Genomic DNA, 22,481 nt, shown 5'->3' on the forward strand with positions numbered 1-22,481 from the left:
GGGAAACGACGTGGCAGCGGAGCTTCTGAGTCCCGCCGAAGCGCAGGGCGCGGCGGATGTGGCGTCCCGGCTCAAGGCCGGGCTCAACCAGGTGATGCTCGACCAGGAGGCGGTCGTCGAGCAGGTCGTGACGGCCGTGCTCGCTCGGGGCCACGTGCTCCTGGAGGGCCTGCCCGGCCTGGGCAAGACCGAGCTGTGCAAGGCCCTGGCGCGGCTGCTGTCGCTGCCCTTCCGCCGCATCCAGTTCACCCCCGACCTGCTGCCCGGCGACATCACCGGCACCTACGTGCTGGAGGGCGAGTCGCGCCGCGACTTCGTCTTCCGCGAAGGCCCCCTCTTCGCGAGCCTCGTCCTGGCGGACGAGATCAACCGCTCCAGCCCCAAGACGCAGTCCGCGCTGCTGGAGGCCATGCAGGAGCGGTCCGTGACCGTGCTGGGCCAGACGCGGCCCCTGCCCGACCCGTTCTTCGTGCTCGCCACGCAGAACCCCATCGAGCTCGAAGGCACGTACCCGCTGCCCGAGGCGCAGCTGGACCGCTTCCTCTTCCGCATCCTCGTGCCGCCCGTGGGCTCGAAGACGCTGCGCACCCTGCTCACCACGCGCGTGCGCGGCGCGCCTCCCGCGCAGGAGCCGGTGCTGGACGCCGCCGGGCTGTCGCGCCTGTTCGCCGCCGTGGACCGCGTGCACCTGCCCGGTCCGGTGGCGGACTTCATCGGCCGGCTGGTGGAGGCGTCCGACCCCCGCCAGGCCTCCGCGCCGGAGGCCGTGCGGCGCTTCGTGCGCTTCGGCGCGAGCCCTCGCGCGGCGCTGGCCCTGGCCGCCGCGGGCCGTGCGCGAGCGCTGCTCGATGGCCGGCCCAACGTGGGCTTCGACGACGTGGTGGCCGCGGCGCCCGCCGCCCTCAACCACCGCCTGGTGCTGGCCTACGAGGCGTCGCTGGAGAAGGTGTCCGCGCCGGACGTGGTGCGCGAGCTGCTCAAGGCCACCCCCGAGGTGCCCCGTGGCTAGCCGCGCGGCCTGGGCCCTCGCCGTGCTCCTGGGGGCCCTGCTCTGGACGGGCCTGCCGGGGCTCCCCGGCGAGACGGCGGCGCTCGCGACCAGCCCGGTGGCGGTGGAGGCGCGCGACAAGGAGCCGGAGGGCAGCGGCTACCGCGAGGTGGTGGAGACCGTGGAGCCCCTCCCCGACTCAGGGGACCTCAAGGCCTCCATGCGCGTCGTCACGCTGGTCCCCAGCCGGGGCTACACGCCCATCCAGGTGACGGTGCACAACACCGGCGGACAGCCGCGTCCGGTGCGCCTGTCCATCTCCGCGCAGGGACGCCGCACGGAGCGCTCGCTGGAGGTGGCGCCCCGGGAGCGCGCCGTCGCCTGGCTGCTGCTGCCCGCGGACCTGCAGGGCGGGACGCTCCAGATGGACTCGCCCGGGCTGGACACCGTCGCCGAGGGCTTCTACCTGGACGGCTACCGGGGCGCTCGCGTGATGGTGCTGGGGGACGTGAAGTCCTTCGAGGCGGCGACGGGGCTGGGCCGCGCTCCGGACACCACGGAGCCGCTCGTCGCCGCGCGCTTCCTGGAGCCGCGCACCGCGCCGCGAGAGCTGGCCGCCTACGCGGGCTACGACGCGGTGCTGGTGGCGGTGCCGCCGGACCAGGTGCCCGCCGACGTCTGGGCGGTGCTGGAGAGCTACGCGGTGAGCGGAGGCAAGCTGGTGCTGGACCAGCCTCCCGCGAACCCCCGCCTGCTCTTCCCGCTGCTCCAGGACGAGAAGGCGGAGCTGTCGAGCTACGGGTTCGGCTTCGTGCGCCAGTTCCACGAATGCCGGACGCGGACGCCGGGCTGCGGCTTCAGCCTCTGGGAGGACACGCAGCGGTCGCAGGCCGTGGTGACGCCCGCGGGCCCGCCGCCCCGGTGGGAGCGCCACGACCTGCTGAACGACGGACGGCTGCCGCTGCTCACCAGCGCCCGCGCGCCCGTGGGCCGCTTCATGCTGCTCATCTTCCTGTTCACGCTGGCGGTGGGGCCGGGCGGGTGGATGCTCGCCCGGCGCAAGGGGCCGCTGGCGGTGCTCATCGCCGTGCCCGCGCTGGCGGTCCTCACCAGCCTGGGCCTGGTGGCGTGGTCCGTGCTGGTGGACGGCTTCAGCGTGCACGCCGCGCGCTACAGCTTCACGCTGCTGGACCGCGAGCGCTCCCGCGCGGTGACGGTGGGCCTCAACGCCTGGTACGCGAACCTCGCGGAGGACGGCGCGCGCATGCCCGCCTCCAGCGTGCTGCTGGCCCCCGACGACCCGGAGGATCCGCCGCGCCTGCTGGACTGGACGAACGGGCTCGTCGTGAAGAACAGCTTCCTGCCCTCGCGCAGCTACCGCGAGTGGGGGGAGATCGCCGTGGTTCCCTCGCGCGCGCGGCTGACGGTGCGCAAGGCCGACGGCGGCGTGCGGGTGCAGAACGCGCTGGGCGCTCCGCTGAGGGGCGGCACGTTGAAGCTGGATGGCCACTTCTGGGCCCTGCCGGAGCTGGCGGACGGCGCGGAGGGGCTGGCCACGCCCCTGGACGCGGCCCCCGGGGAGCTGCTGGGCCTGGCGCACGAGCCGCTCTCGCGCTTCGGGGACGCGAGCGCGCCCCTGGTGCAGCCGCTGGAGAATGGGACGTTCGTGGCGCGGCTGGACGGGCGCGGCTTCACGCCCACGGCGGTGATGGACGTGGCGCTGGATGCCGGGCTGCACGTGGTGCGCGGTCAGGCCGAGGAGGCACGACGATGAGCCTGCTGGAGGTGAAGGGGCTGCGGCGCGACTACGGCGCGCTGCGCGCGGTGGACGACGTGTCGTTCACGCTGGAGGCCGGCAGCATCCTGGGCTTCATCGGCCCCAACGGCGCGGGCAAGAGCACCACGCTGCGCATCCTGGCCACGCTGGACGTGCCCACCGCGGGCTCGGTGCTGCTGGACGGCACGTCGCTGGTGGACGCGCCGGACCGGGCCCGGCCGCTCCTGGGCTACATGCCGGACCGCTACGGCACCTACGACGACGTCACCGTGAGGGAGTTCCTGGACTTCTTCGCGCGCGCGTACGGGCTGAAGGGCGCGCAGCGCAAGCAGCGGGTGGACTCGGTGATGGAGTTCACGGGGCTGGGGCCGCTGGCGGAGAGGCTCACCACGGAGCTGTCCAAGGGCATGCGCCAGCGCGTGGCCCTGGGGCGCACGCTGCTGCACGACCCGCGGCTGCTGCTGCTGGACGAGCCGGCGGACGGGCTGGATCCGCGGGCGCGCATCGAGCTGCGCGAGCTGCTCCGCGCGCTGGCGGACCAGGGCAAGTCGGTCATCATCTCCAGCCACATCCTCACGGAGCTGGCGGAGATCTGCGACAGCTGCGTCATCATCGAGCAGGGGCGCCTGCTGGCGCAGGGCCGGGTGGAGGACGTGCTGCGCCAGAGCGCGGGCCCGGCCCGGACGACGGAGCTGATGGTGCGGCTGGCGGCGCAGGGGGACGCGGGCGAGGCGCTGTGGGCGCGCACGGAGCGCACGCTGCTGGAGCAGCCGCGCGTGAAGGACGTGGCGCGCGACGGCGGCGCGCTGCGCGTGCGGCTGGAGCTGGACGCGGACGCGGGGCCGGCGCAGGCGGAGGTGGCCGCGGCGGCGCTGCTCGCGGCGCTGGTGTCGCAGGGGCTGCCGGTGTGCGCGTTCAGCCCGCGCGAGCGCAACCTGGAGGACGCGTTCATGACGGTGACGAAGGGGAGGGTGTCATGAGCACGCAAGCGAGCCCCGCGTCGGGCGCGGCCGAGTCCGCCCCCTCGCCGGAGGTCCCCGCCATGACGTCCGAGCGCTGGGAGAAGTGGAGCGACCGGCTCAACCCGCTGGTGGTGAAGGAGGTGCGGCAGGGGCTGCGCACCCGCGTCTTCTGGGTGAGCTTCGGGCTGTTGCTCGCGGCGTGCCTGGTGCTGTCGCTCATCGCGTTCGTGAACACGCACGACAGCGCGTACACGCGCGAAGGCGGCGCGTACTTCTTCTCCTTCTTCATCTGCCTGGCGCTGGTGCTCTTCGGCGTCATCCCCTTCAACGCGTACCGGTCGCTGGCGCGCGAGCGCGAGGACGAGACGTGGTCGCTGCTCCTGCTCACGGGGCTGGGCCCCCGGCGCATCCTGCGCGGCAAGGTGGCGTCCTTCCTGGTGCAGGCGGTGCTGTACGCGTCGGCGGTGGGGCCGTTCCTGCTGTTCAGCTACTTCCTCAACGGCATCTCCCTGCCCACCATCCTGCTGGTGCTGCTCTACGGCGCGACGTGGATGGTGTTCCTCACGCTCGTGTCGGTGTGCGCGGCGACGCTGGCGGACAGCCGGATGGGGCGGTCCGCGGTGCGGCTCGGGCTGGTGGGCGCGCTGCTGCTGTCGCTCTTCCAGACGCTGACGCTCACCTACGTGGTGACGCAGGAGCGCGGCTCCGGGTTCTCGTTCGACCGGGAGTTCTTCTGGGGGCTGGCCGCGGTGCTCTGGGTGCTCGTGTCGAACGGGTGGCTGGTGTTCGAGGCGGCGGTGTCGCGGCTGTCGCTGGTGACGGAGGACTACACGCGCCATCCCCGGCGGGCGCTGGTGGCGCAGGTGGTGCTGACGTTCGCGGGGATGACGGTGATGTGGTGGTTCCTGGACCGCAAGGACGACATCCCCTCGGTGATGGGCATCCTGGGCGGGCTGCACCTCATCTTCGCCTGTCTCTTCATGGCGACGGACGTGGACGGGCTGGCGCGGCCGCTGCGCGCGGGCACGCGGGCCTGGTCGCTGCTCAAGCCCGGGGCGCTGCGCGGGTTCCGGCTGTCGGTGCTGCTGCTGCTGGGGTGGGCGCTCGGCTGCTCGGTGTTGGTGTGGCAGTCGCGGGGCCCGACCGGGGGCATGCGGCTGATGCTGTCGATTGGGTCGTTGGCCCTCTACGGGGTGCTGTACCTGTCGGTGGCGGTGCTGCTGGGGCGGATGTCGCGCTCGGGGCGGTTCGCGTCGCCGGTGTCGGTGCGGCTGCTCTTCGTGCTGGTGGGGGTCGTGGGGGCGGGCGTGCCGCCGCTGCTGTCGGTGTTCCTGGGCATGGATGGGCGGGACGAGCTGCTCAACCTGCTCAACCCGGTGCTGGGGCCGCTGAACTTCGGCCGCTACGAATACAGCGACCCCAGCGGCCTCAAGATGCCGCCGGAGCTGCTCCTGTGCGTGGCGCTGGTGGCGCTCCTGGCGGCGTTCACCGCGGACCGGGTGCTGGCGGCGCGCGAGCGGCGGGTCCATCAGCAGTGAGCGCGTCGCTGGATGAGGCGGAGGTGGCGCGGCTCGCGCCGGGGCTGACCCTGGCGCTGCCGCGCGTGCCGCAGCGCGGGCGGGTGGGCGAGGTGCGCGCCACGTCCGCGGGCAGCGCGATGGAGCTGCACGACTTCCGCGCGTACCAGCCGGGGGACGACCTGCGGCAGTTGGACTGGAACGCGGTGGCGCGCACGGGCGAGCTGGTGTTGCGCGTGCGGCAGGACGAGGTGTCGCCGCGCGTGGAGGTGGTGCTGGACGGCTCGCGCAGCATGGGGCTGTCGCCGCGCAAGGCGGCGGGGGCTCGCGCGGTGGCGCTGCTGACGGTGGAGGTGGGCGGGCGGCAGGGGCTGACGCCGACGCTGCTGTGGGGCGGGGCGAGGTCGGAGCGGGTGCAGGGGCCGGCGTGCCGCGCGGCGCTGCGCGGCGCGGAGTTCGAGGCGCGGGACGACCTGGCGTCCGCGCTGGGGCGGCTGCCGCCGCTGCGGCCGTGTGGCCTGCGGGTGGTGGTGAGCGACTTCCTCTTCGAGACGGACCTGGAGGCGCTGTGCGCCCGGCTGTCGCGCGGGGCGTCGGCGCTGTTCCTGGTGCAGGTGCTGGACGCGGAGGACTTGAACCCCTCGGGCGGCGAGGGCGCGCGGTTGGTGGACGCGGAGAGCGGCGCGGCGCTGGAGGAGCTGCTGACGGACAGCGTGCTGGCCGCCTATGCCCGCCGCTTCGAGGCGCATCAGCGCGCGCTGCGGAGCGCGGCGGTGCGGGCGCGGGGGACGTTGCTCACCGTCGACGCGACGGCGGGGCTGCGAGCGCAGGTGGCGGGACCGCTGCGCTCGCTGTTCGTCGCGGGAGGCGGGGCGTGAATGGCATGGAGAGTGGGACGTCGAGCGCCGGCGTGCGTAGGGGCGGACGCACTCGCGCGTGGTGTGCCGGGGGAGGCGGGGCGTGAGCTTCGGGCTTCCCTGGGGGCTCTTGGCGCTGGGCGCGCTGGTGCCGTTGGTCGCGGCGTACTTCCTGCGCCGGCGGCAGAAGCCGGTGGTGGTGAGCGCGCTGTTCCTGTGGCGCACGCCGCGTCCTCGCGCGGAGGGCGGGCCCCGGTGGGAGCGCTTCACGCGTGAGGCGTCGCTGCTGCTGGAGGCGCTCGCAGTGCTGGCCGCGGCGCTGTACCTGGCGGACGTGCGCCTGGGCGAGACGGCTCGCCGCCGTCACCTGGTGCTCGTCGTGGACGGCAGCCTGTCCATGTCCGCGCGGACTCCGGACGGCGGGACGGTGCTGGAGCGTGTGCGCGCCGAGGCCGCGAAGCGCGTGGAGGCGGAGCGCGCGACGCACGTCACGGTGCTCGCGAGCGGCGTCACGCCGCAGGTCATCGCCGGCCCGGAGGCAGCGCCCTCGCGTGCCCTGGGCGCGCTGGAGTCCTTCGAGGCCCGTGGACCGGACCACGACGTCACGGCGTCGCTCCTGTGGGCGCAGGAGCTGGCCGGCCCGGGCAGGCGCGTGCACTTCCTGACCGACGCGCCGCCCGCGCAGGACGCGACCGTGCCGCCCTCCGTGCGCTGGACGGCGCTGGGCCACTCCCAGGGCAACGTGGCGCTGGTCTCCGCGCAGCGGCGCGACGAAGGTGGCCTGGCCACGGTGACGCTGCGGGTCGCGCGCTTCGGCGCGGGGCCTTCGGAGATCGAGGCGCGCGTGCGTGCGGCACCCGGTCCGGGCGCGCGCGAAGGCACCGAGCGCACGGAGCGCATCGCGTTGCCGGAAGAGGGCGCCGCGACCGTGCGCCTCACGTTCCGCGAGGCCGGCGACGTGGAGGTGTCCCTGCCGGACGACGCGCTGCCCGAGGACGGCCACGTGCGCCTGCCCCCGTCTCCCGTGACGCCGGTGTCCGTGGGGCTCACGGAGGGCCTGTCGCCCGCGTCGAAGCAGGCGCTGGAGCGCTTCCTGGCGGTGTCGCCCGACGTGGCGCGTGGCCCGCCCGTCCCAGGCGCGCCGGTGCTGTCCGTGGGCCCCGCTCGCGCGGAGGCCCGCGTGACGCTGGGCGCGGAAGGAGCGCTGCGCACCTTCGTGGGGCCGTTCTTCACGGAGAAGGGCAGCGCGCTGATGGACGACGTGCAGCTCGCGGGCGTGCGGTGGACGGCGGGCGCGAATCCCCCGGGCCGTCCGTTGATGACCGCGGGCGACGCGGTGCTCGTGTCGGAGGAGGAGGGGGGGCGGCTGCACCTCAACGTGGACCTGGCGCGCTCCAACCTCCAGCGCACCCCCGCCTGGCCCGTGCTGCTGGGCAACGTGGTGCGTGAGGCGCGGCGGCTCCGCGAGGGCTTCCCCCGGCGCCAGCTCAACCTGGGCGAAGCGCTCCCGGTGGTGACGGAGGCCGGCGCGCGCTACGCGCTGAAGGGCCCTACGGGCCGCAGGCCCGTGTTCGGCGCGGGCGCGCTGAGCCTGCCCGCGCCCACGAGCCCCGGCCGCTACGTGCTGGAGCGCGAGGGCCGCGACGTGGACTCGCTGGAGGTGCTGGCGCTGGACGCGCGCGAGTCGGACCTGCGCGGCCGGGGCGGCGCAGACGTGGCGGCGAAGGAGGCGGGCGAGGACTCGGAGGGGACCGGCGCCCATGAGCGCGCCCGCTGGCCCCTGGTGGTGCTGCTGGCCGCGCTGCTGGCGGACTTCCACGTCACGAGGAAGGCATGACCTTCACGCTTCCCCAGGCGTGGCTGCTGCTGTTGCCGCTGGGCCTCTTCCTGTGGCGCTACGGCCGGAGGCCCGGCCCGCCCATGGCGCTGCGGTGGGCGCTGCTGGTGCTCGGCGTGGGCGCGCTGTCCGGACCGGAGCTGCGGCTGGCGAACGCGGGCAGCGACGTGGCCGTGGTGGTGGACCGCTCGCGCTCCATGCCGCTGGACGTGGACCGCGTGGCCCTGGAGCTCATCTCCCTGGTGGAGTCCCAGCGCCGGCCCGGCGACCGCGTGGGGGTCATCACCTTCGGCCGCGAGGCCCGGGTGGAGGCCCCGCTGTCGGAGGTGGGCCGGTTCGGCGGCTTCACGCGGCCGGTGGACGCGGAGGCGTCGGACCTGTCGGCCGCGCTGGACGCGGCGGGCGCGCTCATTCCCCCCGAGCGCACGGGCCGGGTGCTGGTGGTGTCCGACGGCCGGGCCACGGGCGCGGACGCGCGGGGCGCGACGCGGCGGCTGGCGGCGCGGGGCATCGCGGTGGACTACCGACAGGTGTCCCGCCCGGAGCCCGCGCTGGACGTGGCCGTCATGTCCCTGGACGTGCCCGCCACCGTCACCGTGCGCGAGCCCTTCCAGTTCTCCGCGGTGGTGCGGGCCACCTCCGCCGTCACCGGCACCGTGCGCCTGGAGCGCGACGGGCGGGTGCTGGTGAGGGGGCCGTATGCCTTCAAGCCCGGGCCCAACCTGCTGCCGCTGCGCGACCTGCTGGAGGCGCCGGGGCTCGTGCACTACCGGCTCACGGTGGAGGTGCCGGGCGACGGCGTCCCGGAGAACGACGTGGGCGTGGGCGTGCTGCGCGTGGAGGGGCCGCCGCGCGTGCTGCTGCTCACCGCGCAGCCCTCCGGCACGCTGGCGAAGGCGCTGGCGGCGACGGGCATGGCGCTGGAGGTGAGGGCGCCGTTCCCCCTGTCGCTGGAGGCGCTCGACGGGGTGGGCGTGGTGGTGCTGGAGAACGTGGACGCGAACGCGCTGGGCGAGACGGGCCTGAACGTGCTGGCGGACTACGTGGACCAGGCGGGCGGCGGGCTGGTGATGACGGGAGGGCGGTCGAGCTTCGGCGAGGGCGGCTACCGGCGCTCCCCCCTGGAGCCGCTGCTGCCCGTGTCGCTGGAGATGCGCGAGGAGCAGCGGCGCGCGTCGGTGGCGATGAGCGTGCTCATGGATTCGAGCTGCTCCATGGGCATCCAGGTGCCGGACGGGCGCACGAAGATGGAGCTGGCCGCGGAGGGCGTCATGGCGGCGCTCACGCTGCTCAACGCGAGCGACGAAGCCTCCGTGCACATGGTGGACACGGAGCCGCATGAGATCTTCCCCCTGAGCCCGGTGAGCGAGGGGCTGCCGTTCGACAAGGTGGCGCGGGGCTTCAGCGGCGGCGGCGGCATCTACGTGGGCAAGGCCCTGCGCGCGGGCCGCAAGGAGATCCTCCGCAGCGACAAGCCCACGCGGCACGTGGTGCTGTTCTCCGACGCGGCGGACTCTGAGGAGCCGGACGACTACCAGGCGACGCTGGCGTCGCTGCGCGCGGCCCAGGTGACGGTGTCCGTCATCGGCCTGGGCAAGCCCACGGATCCGGACGCGGACCTGCTGCGTGAGGTGGCCCGGCGCGGCGAGGGGCGCATCTACTTCGCGGAGGACGCCATGAGCCTGCCGCGCATCTTCAGCCAGGAGACGCTCGCGGTGGCGAGGGCCACGTTCGTGGACGCGCCCGCGTCGCTGGAGGCCGCGCCGGACCTGCCGCTGCTGGGGCCCTTGCCGACGACGGGGCTGCCGCAGGTGGGCGGCTACAACCTCACGTACCTGAAGCCCCGGGCGAACGTGGCGCTGCGCACGCTGGACACCAACGCCGCGCCGGTGCTGGCGCTGTGGCCGCATGGCGCGGGACGCACGGTGGCGCTCACGGCGGAGGTGGACGGCAAGTACACGGGCGAGCTGCGCGAGTGGGGCGCGCTGCGGGCGACGTTGGAGGCGGTGGTGCGCTGGTCGATGGGGCCGGCGACGTCGAAGGAGGAGGCGGTGGCGCGCTCGGAGCGCCAGGGAAACCTGCTGCGCGTGACGCTGGACCTGCCGCCGGGTGAGCCGATGCCGGGCGCGCTGCCCACGGCGGTGCTGCTGTCGGGAGACGGCAGCTCCAGCGTGGAGAAGCCGCTGCACTGGGAGGACGAGGACCGGCTGGTGGTCGAGTACCCGCTGACGGGCAGCGGCACCTGGCACCCGGTGGTGAAGTGGGGGGGACGCGTGCTGAGGGCGCCACCGGTGGCGCTGCCGTACGCGCCGGAGTTCGAGCCGGGCAGCCCGAAGGAGGGCCTGAAGCTCCTGCGCGCCCTGGCGGCGGTGGGCGGAGGCCAGGAGCGGCTGTCGATGACCGGCCTGTTCGCGGAGGCCCCGGAGTCGGAGGGCCGCGTGGCGCTGGCGCCGTGGCTGGTCGCGCTCGCGCTGGCGGCGATGCTGGCGGAGGTGGCGGTGCGCCGCTTCCTCTCCGCGCCGCGCGTGCGTGCCCCCCGTGCGCGGCCCGTGAAGGAGGTCCTCACGCGAGGCCCCACGGCCGCGCCGCGCGGGGACGCGACGCCCGCGAGTCCACCCAGGCCTGCGCCTGAGGCGCCAGCCGAGCAGAGGCCCGAGCCGCCGAAGCCGCCCGCTGGAGTGGACTCCGCGCTGGAGGCGGCGCGTGCGCGGGCACGACGTCGAACGGGTCGCCAGGGTCACGACTGAAGGGAAGGGGCCTGAAGCCGGGCGGGGTTTCGCGGTATGACGTCGCCGATGACGGAGTCCCGGGCCTGGCGGTGGGGGCTGGGTGTCGTCCTGGGCGTGCTCGCGCTCCAGGCCGCGCGCCTCGCGCTGCACAAGGCGTTCAGCATCGACGAGTTCCAGTACGCCCACGCCGCGTGGCTCCTGGCCCACGGTCAGGTGCCGTACCGCGACTTCTTCGAGGTGCACTTCCCCCTCGTGTACCAATTGCTGGCGCCGCTGTTCTGGCTGCTCGGGGATGATCCGCGCAACGTGCTCGCCCTCCGCGCGGCGATGCTCGCGCCGCTCGCGGGGACGTGCGTCTCCGTGTTCCTGCTCAACCGGCGGGAGGGACGCAGCGCCGCGCTCCTGGCCCCGGTCTTGTTGCTCTGCTCGCCGGGCTTCCTGCACTTCGCCACCGAGGTGCGCCCGGATGCCCTCACCGCCGCGCTCTTCCTGGGCGCGCTCGCGGCGCTGGCCGTGCAACCCGGCTCCGCCCGTTCGTCGTTCCTGGCGGGGGCTCTGCTCGTCGCCTCCGCCTGGGGCTCCCAGAAAGCAATCTTCTTCGGTGGGCTCGTCACCGCGGTGCTCCTGGTGGACCTCCTGCTTCGTCGGGGCGCTCCTCCCGCGCTCGTCGCCGCGCCTCGCGCCTTCTTCGTGGGCATCGCCTCCGCGACGGGCGTGGTGGCCGCGTACCTCACGGTGACGGGCTCATGGAGCGCCTGGTGGCGGTGGTGCTTCGTCTGGGCCTCGGAGCATCAGCGCCACTACCCAGGCTTCTCGTGGCGCGAATACCTGGTGCCTGCCCTGGGGGAGCAGCCCGCGTTCTTCCTCCTCGCCGCCGTGGGCCTCGTCGCCACGTGCCGGCGGCTGCCGAGGCATTCGCGCACGCCCGACCTGCTCTTGGTCGTGGCCGTGCCCGCGACGTTCGGCGCCTATGCGCTCCAGCGCGCTCCGTTCCCCTACAGCCTCCTGCCCTTCATGGCCGTGCTCGCGCCGTTCGCCGCGCGCGGCGTGCTCTGGGTGCTCACGACGCTCCGCGCTCCTGTCGGGCGCACCGTGGGGCTGGCCGGACTGTGCGGTCTGCTCGCTGTTCAGGTCGCGCAGGTGGAGCTGCTCCTGGACGGAGGTGGCAATGCGCGGCAGCGCGAGGTGCTCGCTCGCATCGCGGCGCTCACGGGGCCGGAGGACGTCGTCTACGACAACTCCGGCGGCTCCGTGAGCCGGCCGCACGCGCACTTCTACTTCTACACGGATGCGTATCTGCGCGGTTCGCTGGCGGGCCTGTTGTCCGACGAGATGCCGCGGGTGCTCGTGGAGCGGGGCTGCGTGCTGCGCGTGGATGACCTGCGCACCTCCGGCCTTCCTGTGGCGCTGCGCCGCTTCCTCGACGCGCACTACCAGCCCCATGACGGGGACCTGTACCTGTGGGGGCAGCGCTACCGCGTGCCCGGGGACTCCGGAGTCCTGGAGGACCACTTCCTCGCGGTGAGGACCGACCGCTACTTCGTCCAGCCCGCGAGCGCGCTCGACACCGGCGCGCTGTTCATCGATGGCGAGCGCGTCACCACGCCTGTGCTTACCCTGTCCCGAGGCGAGCACTCGCTCCGCTATGAAGGGCGCGCGGACGCCTTCCAGCTCCTGTGGCTTCCCCGCGATTCGAAGCGCTGGACGCCACGGCCCGGGGCCCCGTCCGTGTACTCGCGCCTGTTCTGACCACACACCAAGAGCAGGCGAGCCTCCCGCCCTTCACGGGGCGCAAGTTGGAGGAGGGTCACGGAGTGCGGCAGTCGCTCGTTCGAGCCAGCGCTGCCGCGCTCCCGCGCGCGGATGACCCTGGGAGCCGCTGGACGGAGCGGCTCAGCTCTTCACGCACGCGGCCTGGCCGCCCGCGTCCTTGTAGTCCTTCACGCGCTTCACCAGGTTGCCGCCGTCCGTCTCCGGCGTGGTCTGCTCGTTGTTGCCCGCGCCGAAGAGCATGCCCACGCCGCCCGCGGCGGCCACCTCCCCCGGGTGGGTGAGGAAGTAGTCCACGCGGTTGTCGCGCCACTGCGTGCCGCGGTTCGGCAGGCTCATGTTGCCCACCGGCAGCTGCCACCAGATGTGCGGCTTGTTCATCCGCGCGGTCACGGCCTTGGCCCAGGTGAACGCCTGGTGGAAGTGCGGCAGCGTGTGGTTCTCCGGATCCCACCAGACCGCGCTGCCCGTCGTCTTCTCGTACCAGCCCGCGTCGCGGTCGGACGCCTCCACCGTGACGAAGTCCGTGTCACCCGCGCCCACGGAGAGGAGGAAGTCCGCGACCTTGTTCGCCTCGCCCGCCACGTCGAAGGACGCGTCCGTGTTGCCCGACACGTCCGTCTTCGTCGCCCACGCGCTCGCGTGCAGGCCCACCTTCGCGTTGGGCGCGTACTTGCGCACCATGGCGATCATGCACCTGCCCAGGCCCGCGGCGTTGTTCTCCTGGCTGCCGCAGTCCGTGGGGTTCGCCGCCTTCACCGCCACCGGCGTGGACTGCGCCTTGCCGTCCTTGGGGAAGAACTGGAGGTAGGCCCACATGTCCGGCTCGATTTGCAGCAGCACCTTCTCCTGGCCCACCTGCTTCAGCAGGAACCGCCAGTCCGCCAGGTAGCGCCCCAGGAACGCCGCGTCGTTGAGCGCCTTCAGCTGCTCCTCGCCCTCGGTGTAGCCGCTGGCCTGGAACGCCTCGTAGTAGGTGATGAAGGGGAGCTGCCCGTTCGCCTGCGCGGCCCGGATGAAGTCGCGCACGTAGGCGCCGGGTGGATCCTGGTCGTACTGCCAGCAGCCCCACCACCCGCAGCCGACGCTGTTGGAGCACGACACGCCGTCGGACGTGCACCCGGACGCGCACGAGCTGCACGCGTCCTTCGAGTCGAACAGGCCCGCCGCGATGTAGAGGTAGCGCACGTCGAAGGGCGCGGCCTTCGCGGTGTCGTCCTCCATCTGCGCGCCCACCAGCACCGTGCTCTTGCCCAGCGTGGCGAGGAACGTCGCGCCCAGGCACTCCGAGCCGTCGCCCGGCGTCACCCCGGGCCCGTCCGTGCCCGGCCCGGGCTCTCCACCGGGTTCACTCGAATCCGAACAGCCCGCCACGGCCAGCAGGCCCGCGGCGAGGAACGGCCAGCACTTCCGACGAAACAGGGCAGGGGTCCGCATGATGTCCAGAACTCTACTCCGCCCCGCTTCCTCCCCGCTGAGGGCTTAATCACAGGTTCCAGGAAGGTCTTGAGTCATGCTCACCCCACCGGCTAACAGCCGGGCTCCCTTCCCCCGAGGTGTGCGAGATGAAGCTTCAATGGTGTGTGCTGTTGGTACCGGCGCTGCTGGCGTCCGGCTGCGGTCCCCTGGATGAGCGCCCCGCCGAGCCCGTCATCGACGAGCTGACCGGGCAGGTGCTCCAGGAGGCGACGACGAAGTACGACATGCACCGCCTGCTGGAGGACTCGGACGTCACGGGTGGGGCGGGCATCACGCCGGCCCAGGTGCAGGCGTTCCTCCAGCAGCAGGGCTCGTACCTGGCGGGCTACACGGACCCGGCCTACGGCAAGACGGCGGCGACGCTCATCGTGGAGCGCTCACGCGCGTCCAACATCAGCCCGCTCTACATGCTGGCGCGCATCCAGGGGGAGTCCAGCCTCATCCAGAGCGGCACGTCCACCAACCTGAGCAAGGCCACGGGCTGTGGCTGTCCGGACGGCAGCGGCTGTGACGCGCAATACGTGGGCTTCGGCAAGCAGGTGGAGTGCGCGGCGAAGAAGATGCGCGGCTACCTCGCCGACCTGGAGGCGGGCCGCGCCACCCTCTCCGGCTGGAAGGTGGGGGTGACCAAGGCCACGTCGGACCCGTGCACGGTGACGCCGGTGAACAACGCCACCGCGGCGCTCTACACGTACACGCCCTGGGTGGGCGCGTACGCCGTCCAGTGCGGCCGCGCCACGGTGGGCGGCTCGTCGCTGATGGCGTCCATCTACAACCGCTACAAGACGGCCTACGCGTGGACGCTCACCACCGAGGAGGGCTGCTACTCCGGCACGGTGGACGCCACGGTGCCGGAGGGCTCGTGCGTGCAGAGCGCGTCGGACGCGCTGTGGCGGCAGTGCTCGCAGGGCGTCTTCATTGGCGGCACCGCCGCGAAGCCGTCCCACTGCAATGTGTCCTTCCCCTACTGCGCCTCCGCGCGCCTGGGCCGGAGCGTGGCCGTGCGCACCTGCGTGCAGGTGAGCGGCGCGCTCTGGCAGCAGTGCGGCGCGGAGGGGACGTGGCGGGACGCGCCGGGCGCGGGCTCCACGGGCGTGGGCCCCCTGGGCGCCTGCTCCGCGACGTACTCGCTGTAGGGCGGCACCGCCGCCCGGATGGAGGCGCATCACGTCCGGGCGGTCAGTACTCCTTGGTCCAGATGAGGTCCAGGCCGCCGGAGCGCGCGTCGCCGTACATGCCCTCCAGGCTCCAGCGCGGGCTGAAGAGGTACTGGAAGCGCACGGCGTTGGCGTTCTCGCCCCGCTGGAGGTTGGCGCCCACGCGGCCGGTGTAGCCCACGTAGATTTTATCCGTCACGTAAGTGCCCACCTCCAGCTTGGTGCCGGAGATGCCGCTGTCGCCCGCCTCGATGGAGAGCACGTCCAGGGGCAGCTTGGAGGCGATGGCCTTGCGCGCCTCGTTGGCGACGAACGAGCCCACCACCGACGCGGCCTGCGCGCCCGCGTTCATGGACGCGCCGGAGCCGCGCTCCAGCGTGCGCCGGCCGGTGGCGAGCAGCGTGTAGATCTCCGACTCCGGCAGGGCCGGGTCGCTCGTCGTCTTCAGCGTCACCTCCTTGCCCTGGCCGCGCACGGTGACGAAGACGGTGACGCCCGCGTTCTCGTTGCGGTGCTCGGCGGTGACGTTGATGTACGGCGCCATCACCGGGCCTGTGAAGCGCACCTGGCTGTCGCGCTGCACGTCGAAGCGGCGGCCCAGCACGTCCACGCGGCCGAGCAGCACCATCACCTCGCCGAACATGCGCGCCTCGTTGGCGTACTCGACGCGGAAGCCCTCGGACAGGCCCAGCTGCACGTTGAGGTCCGTGCCGCGCACCCACAGGTTGCGGGGCGCGTTGATGTTCACCCAGAACTGGCGCTGCGGCGCCTCCTCCTCCTCGCCGTCCTCCGCCAGCGCCTCCGCCTCCGCCTCGGACGTGGGGCCGCCCGCGCCGCCGCTGCCCGGGGTGGACCCCGGGTTGCCGGGCATGCCGGGCGAGTCCGGCGCGTCGCGCGGGTTCTGCGCCTTCGGCGACGTGGCCACCTGCGTGGGCGCCTTCTCCTTCTTCTTGCGCTTGTCCACCGGCACGCCGTTGCGGACCATCACCACGTCCTCGGGGCGCTCCAGGGGCTGGAGGTCCTTGCGCTTGGCCTCCGGCAGCTCGACGTGCGCCTCCGGGATGGACAGGTCGCTGATGTTCACCAGCCGCTCGCTGAGGCTGCCCTTCATGGACAGGTTCAGCGACAGCAGGGCCATCAGCTGGTCCTCCACCACGATGGGCAGGTTCTTGGTGTTGCCCTTGCCCTCCAGGACGAACTCGCCGCTCTTGCCCTGGCGGTTCGCGGTGGCCGTCAGCTCCAGCGTGCCGTTGCCGGACTTCGCGGTGAGCTGCTTGAGGTCGATGCGCTCCTGCGACGCGAGCAGCTTGAGCTGGATGTCGTGGTACTCGCCGAGGCCCATCAGCCCCAGCCGGCCGTCCTTCCACGCGAGGTCGCCCTTGAAGGTGGGCGCGCCCACGGTGCCGCCCAGGTTCGCGTCCGCCTGCATGAGGCCGCCCAGCGAGCGCACGTACGGGGAGATGCCGGAGAGGAACGTCGGGTCGAAGCGGCGCGCGCGCAGCGACAGCTCCACGGGCGCCCGCTCCACCTTCTTCGCCGGCCCCTGCGCGGCCCGGAACGCGGGCAGCGACAGGTCCAGGGTCATGGTGCCGCCCAGGAGCAGCGACCCGCCGCCGGGCGCGGTGAGCATCGCGTCGAAGAGGGACTTCGCCTCCGAGTAGGAGTAGTGCAGCCGCGCCTGGCCCAGCGCCGTCTGCGCGACGCCCAGGCCCTGCATGCCCGCGTTCACCTCCAGCTCCGGCGCCTCCGGCGTGCCGCGCGCCACCAGCTCCATGGACAGCACGCCCTGCGGTCCGCGGTTGCCCTGCGCCGGCTGCGCCGCCATGCCGGGGAGCTCATTCAAGGGCACCGGGCCCACGCGCCCCTTCATGCGGAAGGGCACGCGGCTGACCACCTCGCGCTCCTGGAGCGCGGCCAGCGGCGCCAGCACGCGCGCCTCCAGCGTGGCCAGCGGCCCGTTGGGGCGCTGCACGTCCAGGGTCAGCTTCACGTCCTTGTCGCCCGCCAGCGCCAGCGCGGTGCCGTTGAGGGGCGGCAGGCCGTTGGCGGTGACGCCCCGGGCCTGTAGCTCCACGCGGCCCTGCGGCGAGAGCGCGGCGCCGTTCACGTCCGCCTTCAGCGTCACCGTGCCGTCCGGCTTGTCCACGCCCTCGGCGCCCTGGAGCAGCTTCAGCGGCAGCTCCGCGACCAGCGCCTCCAGGTGCAGCGGCGCCTCCAGCGCCTGCGCCGGCGTGGGGGGCCTCGCGATGACGCCGCCCAGCGTGAAGGGCGTCTTCACCAGCACCCAGGCCTGCGGCGCCACGCCCTTCACGTCCAGCCGGGCGCCCAGCGTCGCGTCGTCCGCGTCGGAGCTCGCGCTCAGCTCGAAGCCCAGCGCCTGCGCGAAGAGGGCCTCCGGCCGGCCGGGATGGCGCAGGTCCGCGCCCACCACCTTCAGGTCCAGCCGAGGGTCCTTCGCGGAGCCGTCCACCACCAGCGTGCCCGTGATCTGCCCCGTGGGCCCGGGCGGCTGGTTCGCGAGCTTCAGCGCCTCCGCGACGTCCAGCTTCTCCAGGCTCACGGTCAGGGACAGCGGCTCGTTGCGCCGGCGCAGCACGCCCTGCACGGGCACGTCGAACCTCGAGGACACGCGCGCCGCGCTCAGCTCCGCGCCCAGCGTGCCGGTGGCGCGGTCCTTCACGTACCGCGCCTTCACCTGGAGCCCCAGGCCCTCGTAGCCGCGAGCGCGGCCCTCCGCGAGGGTGAGGTCCACGTCCGCGTCCGGCCGCGCCATGCGCCCCTTCGCCGCGACGTGGCCGGACAGCGTGCCGCCCAGCCCCAGGTCCTCCGGCACCGCGATGCGCGGCAGCCTGGACAGATCCAGGGCCCCCAGGTCGATGCGCGCGTCCACGCGCTCGCCGTCCTTCACCGCGGCGATCTTCAAGGTCTGCGGCCCCGACGCGAGCGACAGCGGCGGCTCCACCGCGATGCGCCCGCCGCCGAAGGCCAGGTGCGTGGGCCACTGGAGCGTCCAGGTGGTCTCCGGCCAGGACAGCGAGACGCCGCGCAGGGCGAGCCCCTCGTTGTCCGCGTCCACCGTGCCCTCCACGCCCAGCGCGAGCTTCGCGTCGCCGTCCACGCGCACGCTCGCCTTCAGCTCGCGCCTGTCGTCGGTGGTGAGCGCCAGGGACAGGTCGCGGAACGTCCGGCCCCCGGTCTTCAGCTCGCTCACCAGCACGGTGGCGTCCGTGGTGAGCGGGTGGGTGACGTCCGGCACGCTCGCCTTGAGCGACAGGTCCTGGATGGCGAGGTCGCCGTAGCTCAGCGCGACGAAGTTGCCGTCCGCCTTCACGCCCGGAGACCGCGGCGGCCCCTGCACCTGGAGCTCCAGCGAGCCGCTGCCGGACATGGGCGGCACGGTGCCGCCGGGCAGCAGCTTGTCGAGCGCCTGGGACAGGAGCTTCAGGTTGCCCGCGGACAGGCTGCCGCGCGCCTCCAGCGCCTTGGAGGTGCCTTCGCCGGACGCGATGAGCGCCGCGCCCGGCATCACCACGCGCAGGTTGCCCACCTGGTAGCGGCCATCCTTCGCGCGGGCCTTCAGCTCGATGGGGCCCACGGACTGGCCCCGGAACTCGGACGGCGTCACCGTGAGGGTCACGTCGCCGTCCAGCGTCTCCACGCTGTCGCCCCCGCCGTGCGCGACGAGGTCCGCGGCGATGCGGGTGGGGAGGCCGCCCTCCATCAGCTCCGCGAGGTTGACCCCGCGCGCCTTCACGGTGGTCTCCGAGGTGCGGAGCGTCTTGAGGTTCACGTCGCCGTCGAGCTCCAGCGTAGCCCTGCCCGCGGAGGCGCCCACGTCCGCCTTCGCGAGGTCTCCGTCCAGGGACGCGCTGCCCTTCGCCTCGATGGGCACCACCAGCGGGTACGCGGGCACGAAGGCCTTCACTGGCGCGGGCGGCACGGCCAGCCGGCGCAGCTCCACGGTCGCGGCCGTCTCCCCCGTCTGCCTCGCCCCCAGGTCCGCCTCGATGCCCGCGAGCCCCAGCTGCGCGTCCACCTGGCGCACCACGTCCTTGCCCTGGCCCTTGAGGACCAGGCGCACCGGGCCCGTGAGCGGACGGGTGAGCCCGCCCGTGGCCTGGAGGTCCGCGGCGAAGTCCATGTCCGCCAGCGCGTAGTGGCCCTGGCCCTTCGCGCCGAGCTCCTCCAGCCGCACCTGCCGCTCGCCGCCGTCCGGCAGCTCCTGCTGGAAGTCCACGTAGCCGTGGCTCAGCTCGAAGTCCTCGAGGTGGATGCGCAGGGCGCTCTGGCTCTCGGTGGGGGGCTCCTCGGGCTTGGGCTGCCGGGGCTCCAGCGCGCGCATCAGGTTGAGGCCGCGCTCGTCCTGCACCAGGTACAGGCGGGGCGCCTCGATGCGCACCTTCGTCAGGTCCACTCGCTGCCCCAGGAGCGGGGACAGGTTCAGCCGCGCCTCCACGCGGGCGATCTCCGCCGCCAGGTCGCCCTCCGGGGTGTAGAGCTTGATGCCGGTGAGGACCGCGCCGTTGAGGTCCAGGTCGAACCCGCCCAGCTCCAGCCGGCCGGCGAGCTGCTTGTTCGCCAGCTCCACGCCGAGGCGGGCGAGGCGTGCGGAGCCGCTGGCGCTGGTGGCGTACACGAGCGCGCCGGCCACCAGCAGGACGAGGAGTCCCAGGAGGCCGAGCAGGCCCCACAGCAGCCGCCGTCCCCAGCGCTTGCGCCGGGGGGGCGGGGCGGTGGGAGCGGGGGTCGTGGGGATGCTCAAAACGCCTCTCCGATGGAGATATGGACCGCGCAGAGCCCTTCCGGGGCGCCCGCGTAGGCTGCATCAGCGGACGTCGAGGCCTTGTCGAACTTGCGCCCGAAGCCCAGGCATCCACCAGAAGACGGATAGATGTACCCGGGATCGCTGACGGGCAATCCCCGCCCGATGTTCAAGCGCCTGGCGATGTCCAGCCGGATGGGGCCCACCACGGTCAGGTAGCGCAGGCCGGCGCCCACCGCGTGGTAGTGCTCGGGACCGAACAGCTTGGGGGCGTTCTTGCCGAACAGCGCCTCCGTGCCCACGAGGCCGGAGTCGTAGAAGACGGCGAGCATCAGGCTGTCCGTGAGCAGGTAGCGCAGCTCCACGGAGCTCTCGAAGAGGCTGTTGCCGCCCACGGGCACGGTGTCCCAGGAATCCAGGATGGGGTTGCCGTTCGCGTCCAGCAGGACGTTCCCGTCGTCGTCCTTCTTGTAGGTGGGCGCGAGCGGCGTCATGGGGGACAACCGCTGGCCGTTGAAGCCCCGCATCGCGGTGGCGCCGCCGGAGAAGAAGCGGGTGACGATGGAGCTCTGGCCGCCGCCCGCCGGGTCCAGCGTGCCCGCGCGCACCTTCACCGCGAGCGTCAGGTCCTTCTTCTCGCCGATGGAGTAGTAGTAGCGCAGGTCCGGCAGCAGGCGGACGTAGGTGTACTGCCCGAAGAAGGGGGGGCCGCCCTTCTGGATGGAGAAGCCCACGTAGTAGCCAGCGCGCGGCTCGGTGCGGTCGTCGCGCCGGTCCCAGGCGAACGCCAGCTCCAGGAAGCTCAGCGCCTGGTCACAGGTCTCCTCCGTGTTCCTGCAGCCCAGGGTGATGGGCGGGACGCTCTCGTCCAGGCTCACCTGCCCCGTCAGCCGGTAGAGCTGGAGGTTGTACGAGGGGAAGACGGAGAAGGACGGGTGGGGCGTCCAGATGACGCCGGTCTTCAGGTAGCCGCCGTAGAACTTGTAGGCCTGCTGGAGGCCCCGCTCGGCGGTGACGGAGGCCTGCAGGGCCAGGTCGCGGAAGAGGAAGCGCGGCTGCTCGAACTCCGTGGTGAAGCTGAAGACGGGCTCGTGCTGGTTGCCCTGCTCGTTCCGGAGCGTCGCCAGCACGCTGGGGATGAACGCGTAGCCCAGGCGTCCGCGCAGCGTGAGCCGGCGCAGGCCGCCGCGGAAGTTGCGGTGGGTCCACTCGCCCAGGACGCGGCCCTCCTGCCGCGCGGCGTCCACGCCGATACCGCCGCCCAGCCGCAGCGAGCGGAAGGGGGACTCGCGCACGTCCACCACCACCGGCACCGTGGCGTTCTGCCGATCCGGCGCGCCCCGGTTCACCTTCACCGCGCCGAAGACGCCCATGCGGAAGACGCGCGCCTGCGCCTCCGCCAGCGCCGCCTCGCTGAAGAAGGCACCCTTGTGCACGGCACCCTGCGCCTGCTCGATGATGCGGCGGGGGGGCACCTGGGGGTTGGCGTCCGTGGCGATGAAGATGTTGCCGAAGCGGTAGCGCAGGCCCGGGGCGATCTGCAGGTCCACCACGGCCTGCTGCGTGGCCACGTCCACGCGCACCTCGCCGCCCACCTCGGCCTCCGCGTACCCCAGGTCCTTGAGCCGCTGCAGCACCAGGTCCTTGGTGGCCGCCCACGTCTCCTCGCGGAACACGTCGCCGGGCTTCATGGGCAGCTCTTCCATGAGGCGCTCCCGCTCGCGCGGCGAGGGCTGATCCGGCCCCTGGCTCAGGGACTCCAGGCCGTGCGGCTCGATGCGGTCGATGACGGTGGGCGCGCCCTCGTTGACCACCACCCTGAGGCGCACGGCGTCGTCGCCCTCGGGGAGGACTTCGTTGGACTCCACCTGCGCCTGGTAGAAGCCCTCCGCCTGGTAGAAGCGCTCGATGCGGCGCAGGTCCGCCTGCCACGCGTTGGTGTCGAAGTAGTGCGCCTTGCCGAAGGGCCAGAACGCGTACCAGGGCGTGGAGGACGTGAGGATGCGGTCCTTGATGTCCCCTGCCTTCACCTGCTTCGTCCCCTCGATGTCCAGGGACTTCACCTTCGGGCCGGTGGGCGGGTTGGAGGTGGTGGCGCACGCCGTCAACAACACGGCCAGCGCGAGGGGCACGGCGGAGCGGAATCGGAGGAGTCGGACGTCGGCCACGTCACGTTTCTTACCGGAACGCCAGCCCCTGACGCGTTTCGCAATGTTTCTTTGTGCGGCGAGTGTCGCATTCCACGACCTCGGGGACGGGGTCAATGTCCGCCAGGTCCCGGGCCCCGCCGTCGCGCGTGCAACCCGGCCCGGGGTGCGTCAGATTCGGGGCCCTATGGTCCGGCGAATCGTGACGTTGCTGTCGGCCTCGCTGGTGCTCGCCACCGGCTGCGGCGTGAGCGAAGACGAAGTCGTGCAGCTCAAGGAGGGGGAGAGCCTCGCCGACACGCCCTACTGCGGCTCGCTCGGGTGCGCGGATCCGTTCCGCTTCTGCGCGGAGCTGTTCCTGGAGTTCGGCCGCTCGCCGCCCCTGTGCGTCGTGGAGAACATCTGCGACCGGCTGGAGTGCGCGAAGGCGGGCCGCCGCTGCGCCGTGTTCGACGGCTTCCCAGGCCAGGTGAAGTGCATCGAGGACTGAGCGCCGTGG

The 22,481-nt window shown here is 73.2% G+C and carries 13 protein-coding genes; 10 read left to right on the forward strand and 3 right to left on the reverse strand.

Going from position 1 to position 22,481, the window contains the following annotated elements; translation table 11 throughout:
- Positions 1-10 precede the first annotated feature (10 nt).
- From U8525_RS08595 to U8525_RS08630, 8 genes are all read left to right on the forward strand, one after another.
- A complete protein-coding gene (locus U8525_RS08595) occupies positions 11-1,009 on the forward strand; it encodes an AAA family ATPase (RefSeq protein ID WP_374263580.1) in 999 nt (332 codons plus the stop codon).
- A complete protein-coding gene (locus tag U8525_RS08600; RefSeq protein WP_374263582.1) occupies positions 1,002-2,762 on the forward strand; it encodes a hypothetical protein in 1,761 nt (586 codons plus the stop codon). The genes U8525_RS08595 and U8525_RS08600 overlap by 8 nt, the downstream gene beginning before the upstream one ends.
- The gene (locus U8525_RS08605) at positions 2,759-3,745 is read left to right on the forward strand and encodes an ABC transporter ATP-binding protein (protein WP_374263584.1); all 987 of its coding nucleotides are present in this window, start codon (positions 2,759-2,761) and stop codon (positions 3,743-3,745) included. Before U8525_RS08600 ends, U8525_RS08605 begins: the two co-directional genes overlap by 4 nt.
- Positions 3,742-5,265, forward strand: a complete 1,524-nt coding sequence (locus tag U8525_RS08610) for an ABC transporter permease (RefSeq protein WP_374263586.1) — start codon at positions 3,742-3,744, stop codon at positions 5,263-5,265. Before U8525_RS08605 ends, U8525_RS08610 begins: the two co-directional genes overlap by 4 nt.
- Positions 5,262-6,122, forward strand: coding sequence for a DUF58 domain-containing protein (locus U8525_RS08615; RefSeq protein WP_374263588.1), 861 nt, complete (start codon positions 5,262-5,264; stop codon positions 6,120-6,122). The genes U8525_RS08610 and U8525_RS08615 overlap by 4 nt, the downstream gene beginning before the upstream one ends.
- 82 nt (positions 6,123-6,204) lie before the next feature.
- Entirely contained in the window at positions 6,205-7,938 is a 1,734-nt protein-coding gene (locus U8525_RS08620; protein WP_374263590.1) for a BatA and WFA domain-containing protein, read from the forward strand.
- Positions 7,935-10,685 carry a VWA domain-containing protein gene (locus U8525_RS08625; RefSeq protein ID WP_374263592.1) on the forward strand — a complete coding sequence of 917 codons (2,751 nt, stop codon included), beginning with the start codon at positions 7,935-7,937 and terminating at the stop codon, positions 10,683-10,685. Before U8525_RS08620 ends, U8525_RS08625 begins: the two co-directional genes overlap by 4 nt.
- A 48-nt stretch (positions 10,686-10,733) precedes the next feature.
- Positions 10,734-12,416 carry a hypothetical protein gene (locus U8525_RS08630; RefSeq protein ID WP_374263594.1) on the forward strand — a complete coding sequence of 561 codons (1,683 nt, stop codon included), beginning with the start codon at positions 10,734-10,736 and terminating at the stop codon, positions 12,414-12,416.
- A 144-nt stretch (positions 12,417-12,560) separates the two neighbouring features.
- Here the strand turns inward: U8525_RS08630 and U8525_RS08635 are convergent, their stop codons facing one another.
- A complete protein-coding gene (locus U8525_RS08635) occupies positions 12,561-13,874 on the reverse strand; it encodes a hypothetical protein (protein ID WP_374263596.1) in 1,314 nt (437 codons plus the stop codon).
- A 128-nt stretch (positions 13,875-14,002) separates the two neighbouring features.
- Between U8525_RS08635 and U8525_RS08640 the strand changes: the two genes are divergently transcribed.
- A complete protein-coding gene (locus tag U8525_RS08640) occupies positions 14,003-15,052 on the forward strand; it encodes a hypothetical protein (RefSeq protein WP_374263598.1) in 1,050 nt (349 codons plus the stop codon).
- A gap of 43 nt (positions 15,053-15,095) precedes the next feature.
- Here the strand turns inward: U8525_RS08640 and U8525_RS08645 are convergent, their stop codons facing one another.
- Both U8525_RS08645 and U8525_RS08650 read right to left on the reverse strand, forming a co-directional pair.
- Positions 15,096-19,835: a translocation/assembly module TamB domain-containing protein gene (locus U8525_RS08645; RefSeq protein WP_374263600.1), complete on the reverse strand. Its 4,740-nt coding sequence runs from the start codon at positions 19,833-19,835 to the stop codon at positions 15,096-15,098.
- Positions 19,832-22,003: an outer membrane protein assembly factor gene (locus tag U8525_RS08650; RefSeq protein WP_374263602.1), complete on the reverse strand. Its 2,172-nt coding sequence runs from the start codon at positions 22,001-22,003 to the stop codon at positions 19,832-19,834. Before U8525_RS08650 ends, U8525_RS08645 begins: the two co-directional genes overlap by 4 nt.
- A gap of 166 nt (positions 22,004-22,169) precedes the next feature.
- Between U8525_RS08650 and U8525_RS08655 the strand changes: the two genes are divergently transcribed.
- Positions 22,170-22,472, forward strand: a complete 303-nt coding sequence (locus U8525_RS08655) for a hypothetical protein (RefSeq protein WP_374263604.1) — start codon at positions 22,170-22,172, stop codon at positions 22,470-22,472.
- The last annotated feature ends 9 nt before the right edge of the window (positions 22,473-22,481 follow it).

The sequence above is a fragment of the Corallococcus sp. RDP092CA genome, from assembly GCF_041903675.1.
In the GTDB taxonomy this organism is placed as follows: Bacteria; Myxococcota; Myxococcia; order Myxococcales; family Myxococcaceae; genus Corallococcus.

Coding starts and splice junctions, on each gene's coding strand:
- U8525_RS08625 (WP_374263592.1), top strand. CDS start 7,935: ATGACCTTCACGCTTCCCCAGGCGTGGCTGCTGCTGTTGCCGCTGGGC.
- U8525_RS08605 (WP_374263584.1), top strand. CDS start 2,759: ATGAGCCTGCTGGAGGTGAAGGGGCTGCGGCGCGACTACGGCGCGCTG.
- U8525_RS08655 (WP_374263604.1), top strand. CDS start 22,170: ATGGTCCGGCGAATCGTGACGTTGCTGTCGGCCTCGCTGGTGCTCGCC.
- U8525_RS08640 (WP_374263598.1), top strand. CDS start 14,003: ATGAAGCTTCAATGGTGTGTGCTGTTGGTACCGGCGCTGCTGGCGTCC.
- U8525_RS08635 (WP_374263596.1), bottom strand. CDS start 13,874: ATGCGGACCCCTGCCCTGTTTCGTCGGAAGTGCTGGCCGTTCCTCGCC.
- U8525_RS08630 (WP_374263594.1), top strand. CDS start 10,734: ATGACGGAGTCCCGGGCCTGGCGGTGGGGGCTGGGTGTCGTCCTGGGC.
- U8525_RS08610 (WP_374263586.1), top strand. CDS start 3,742: ATGAGCACGCAAGCGAGCCCCGCGTCGGGCGCGGCCGAGTCCGCCCCC.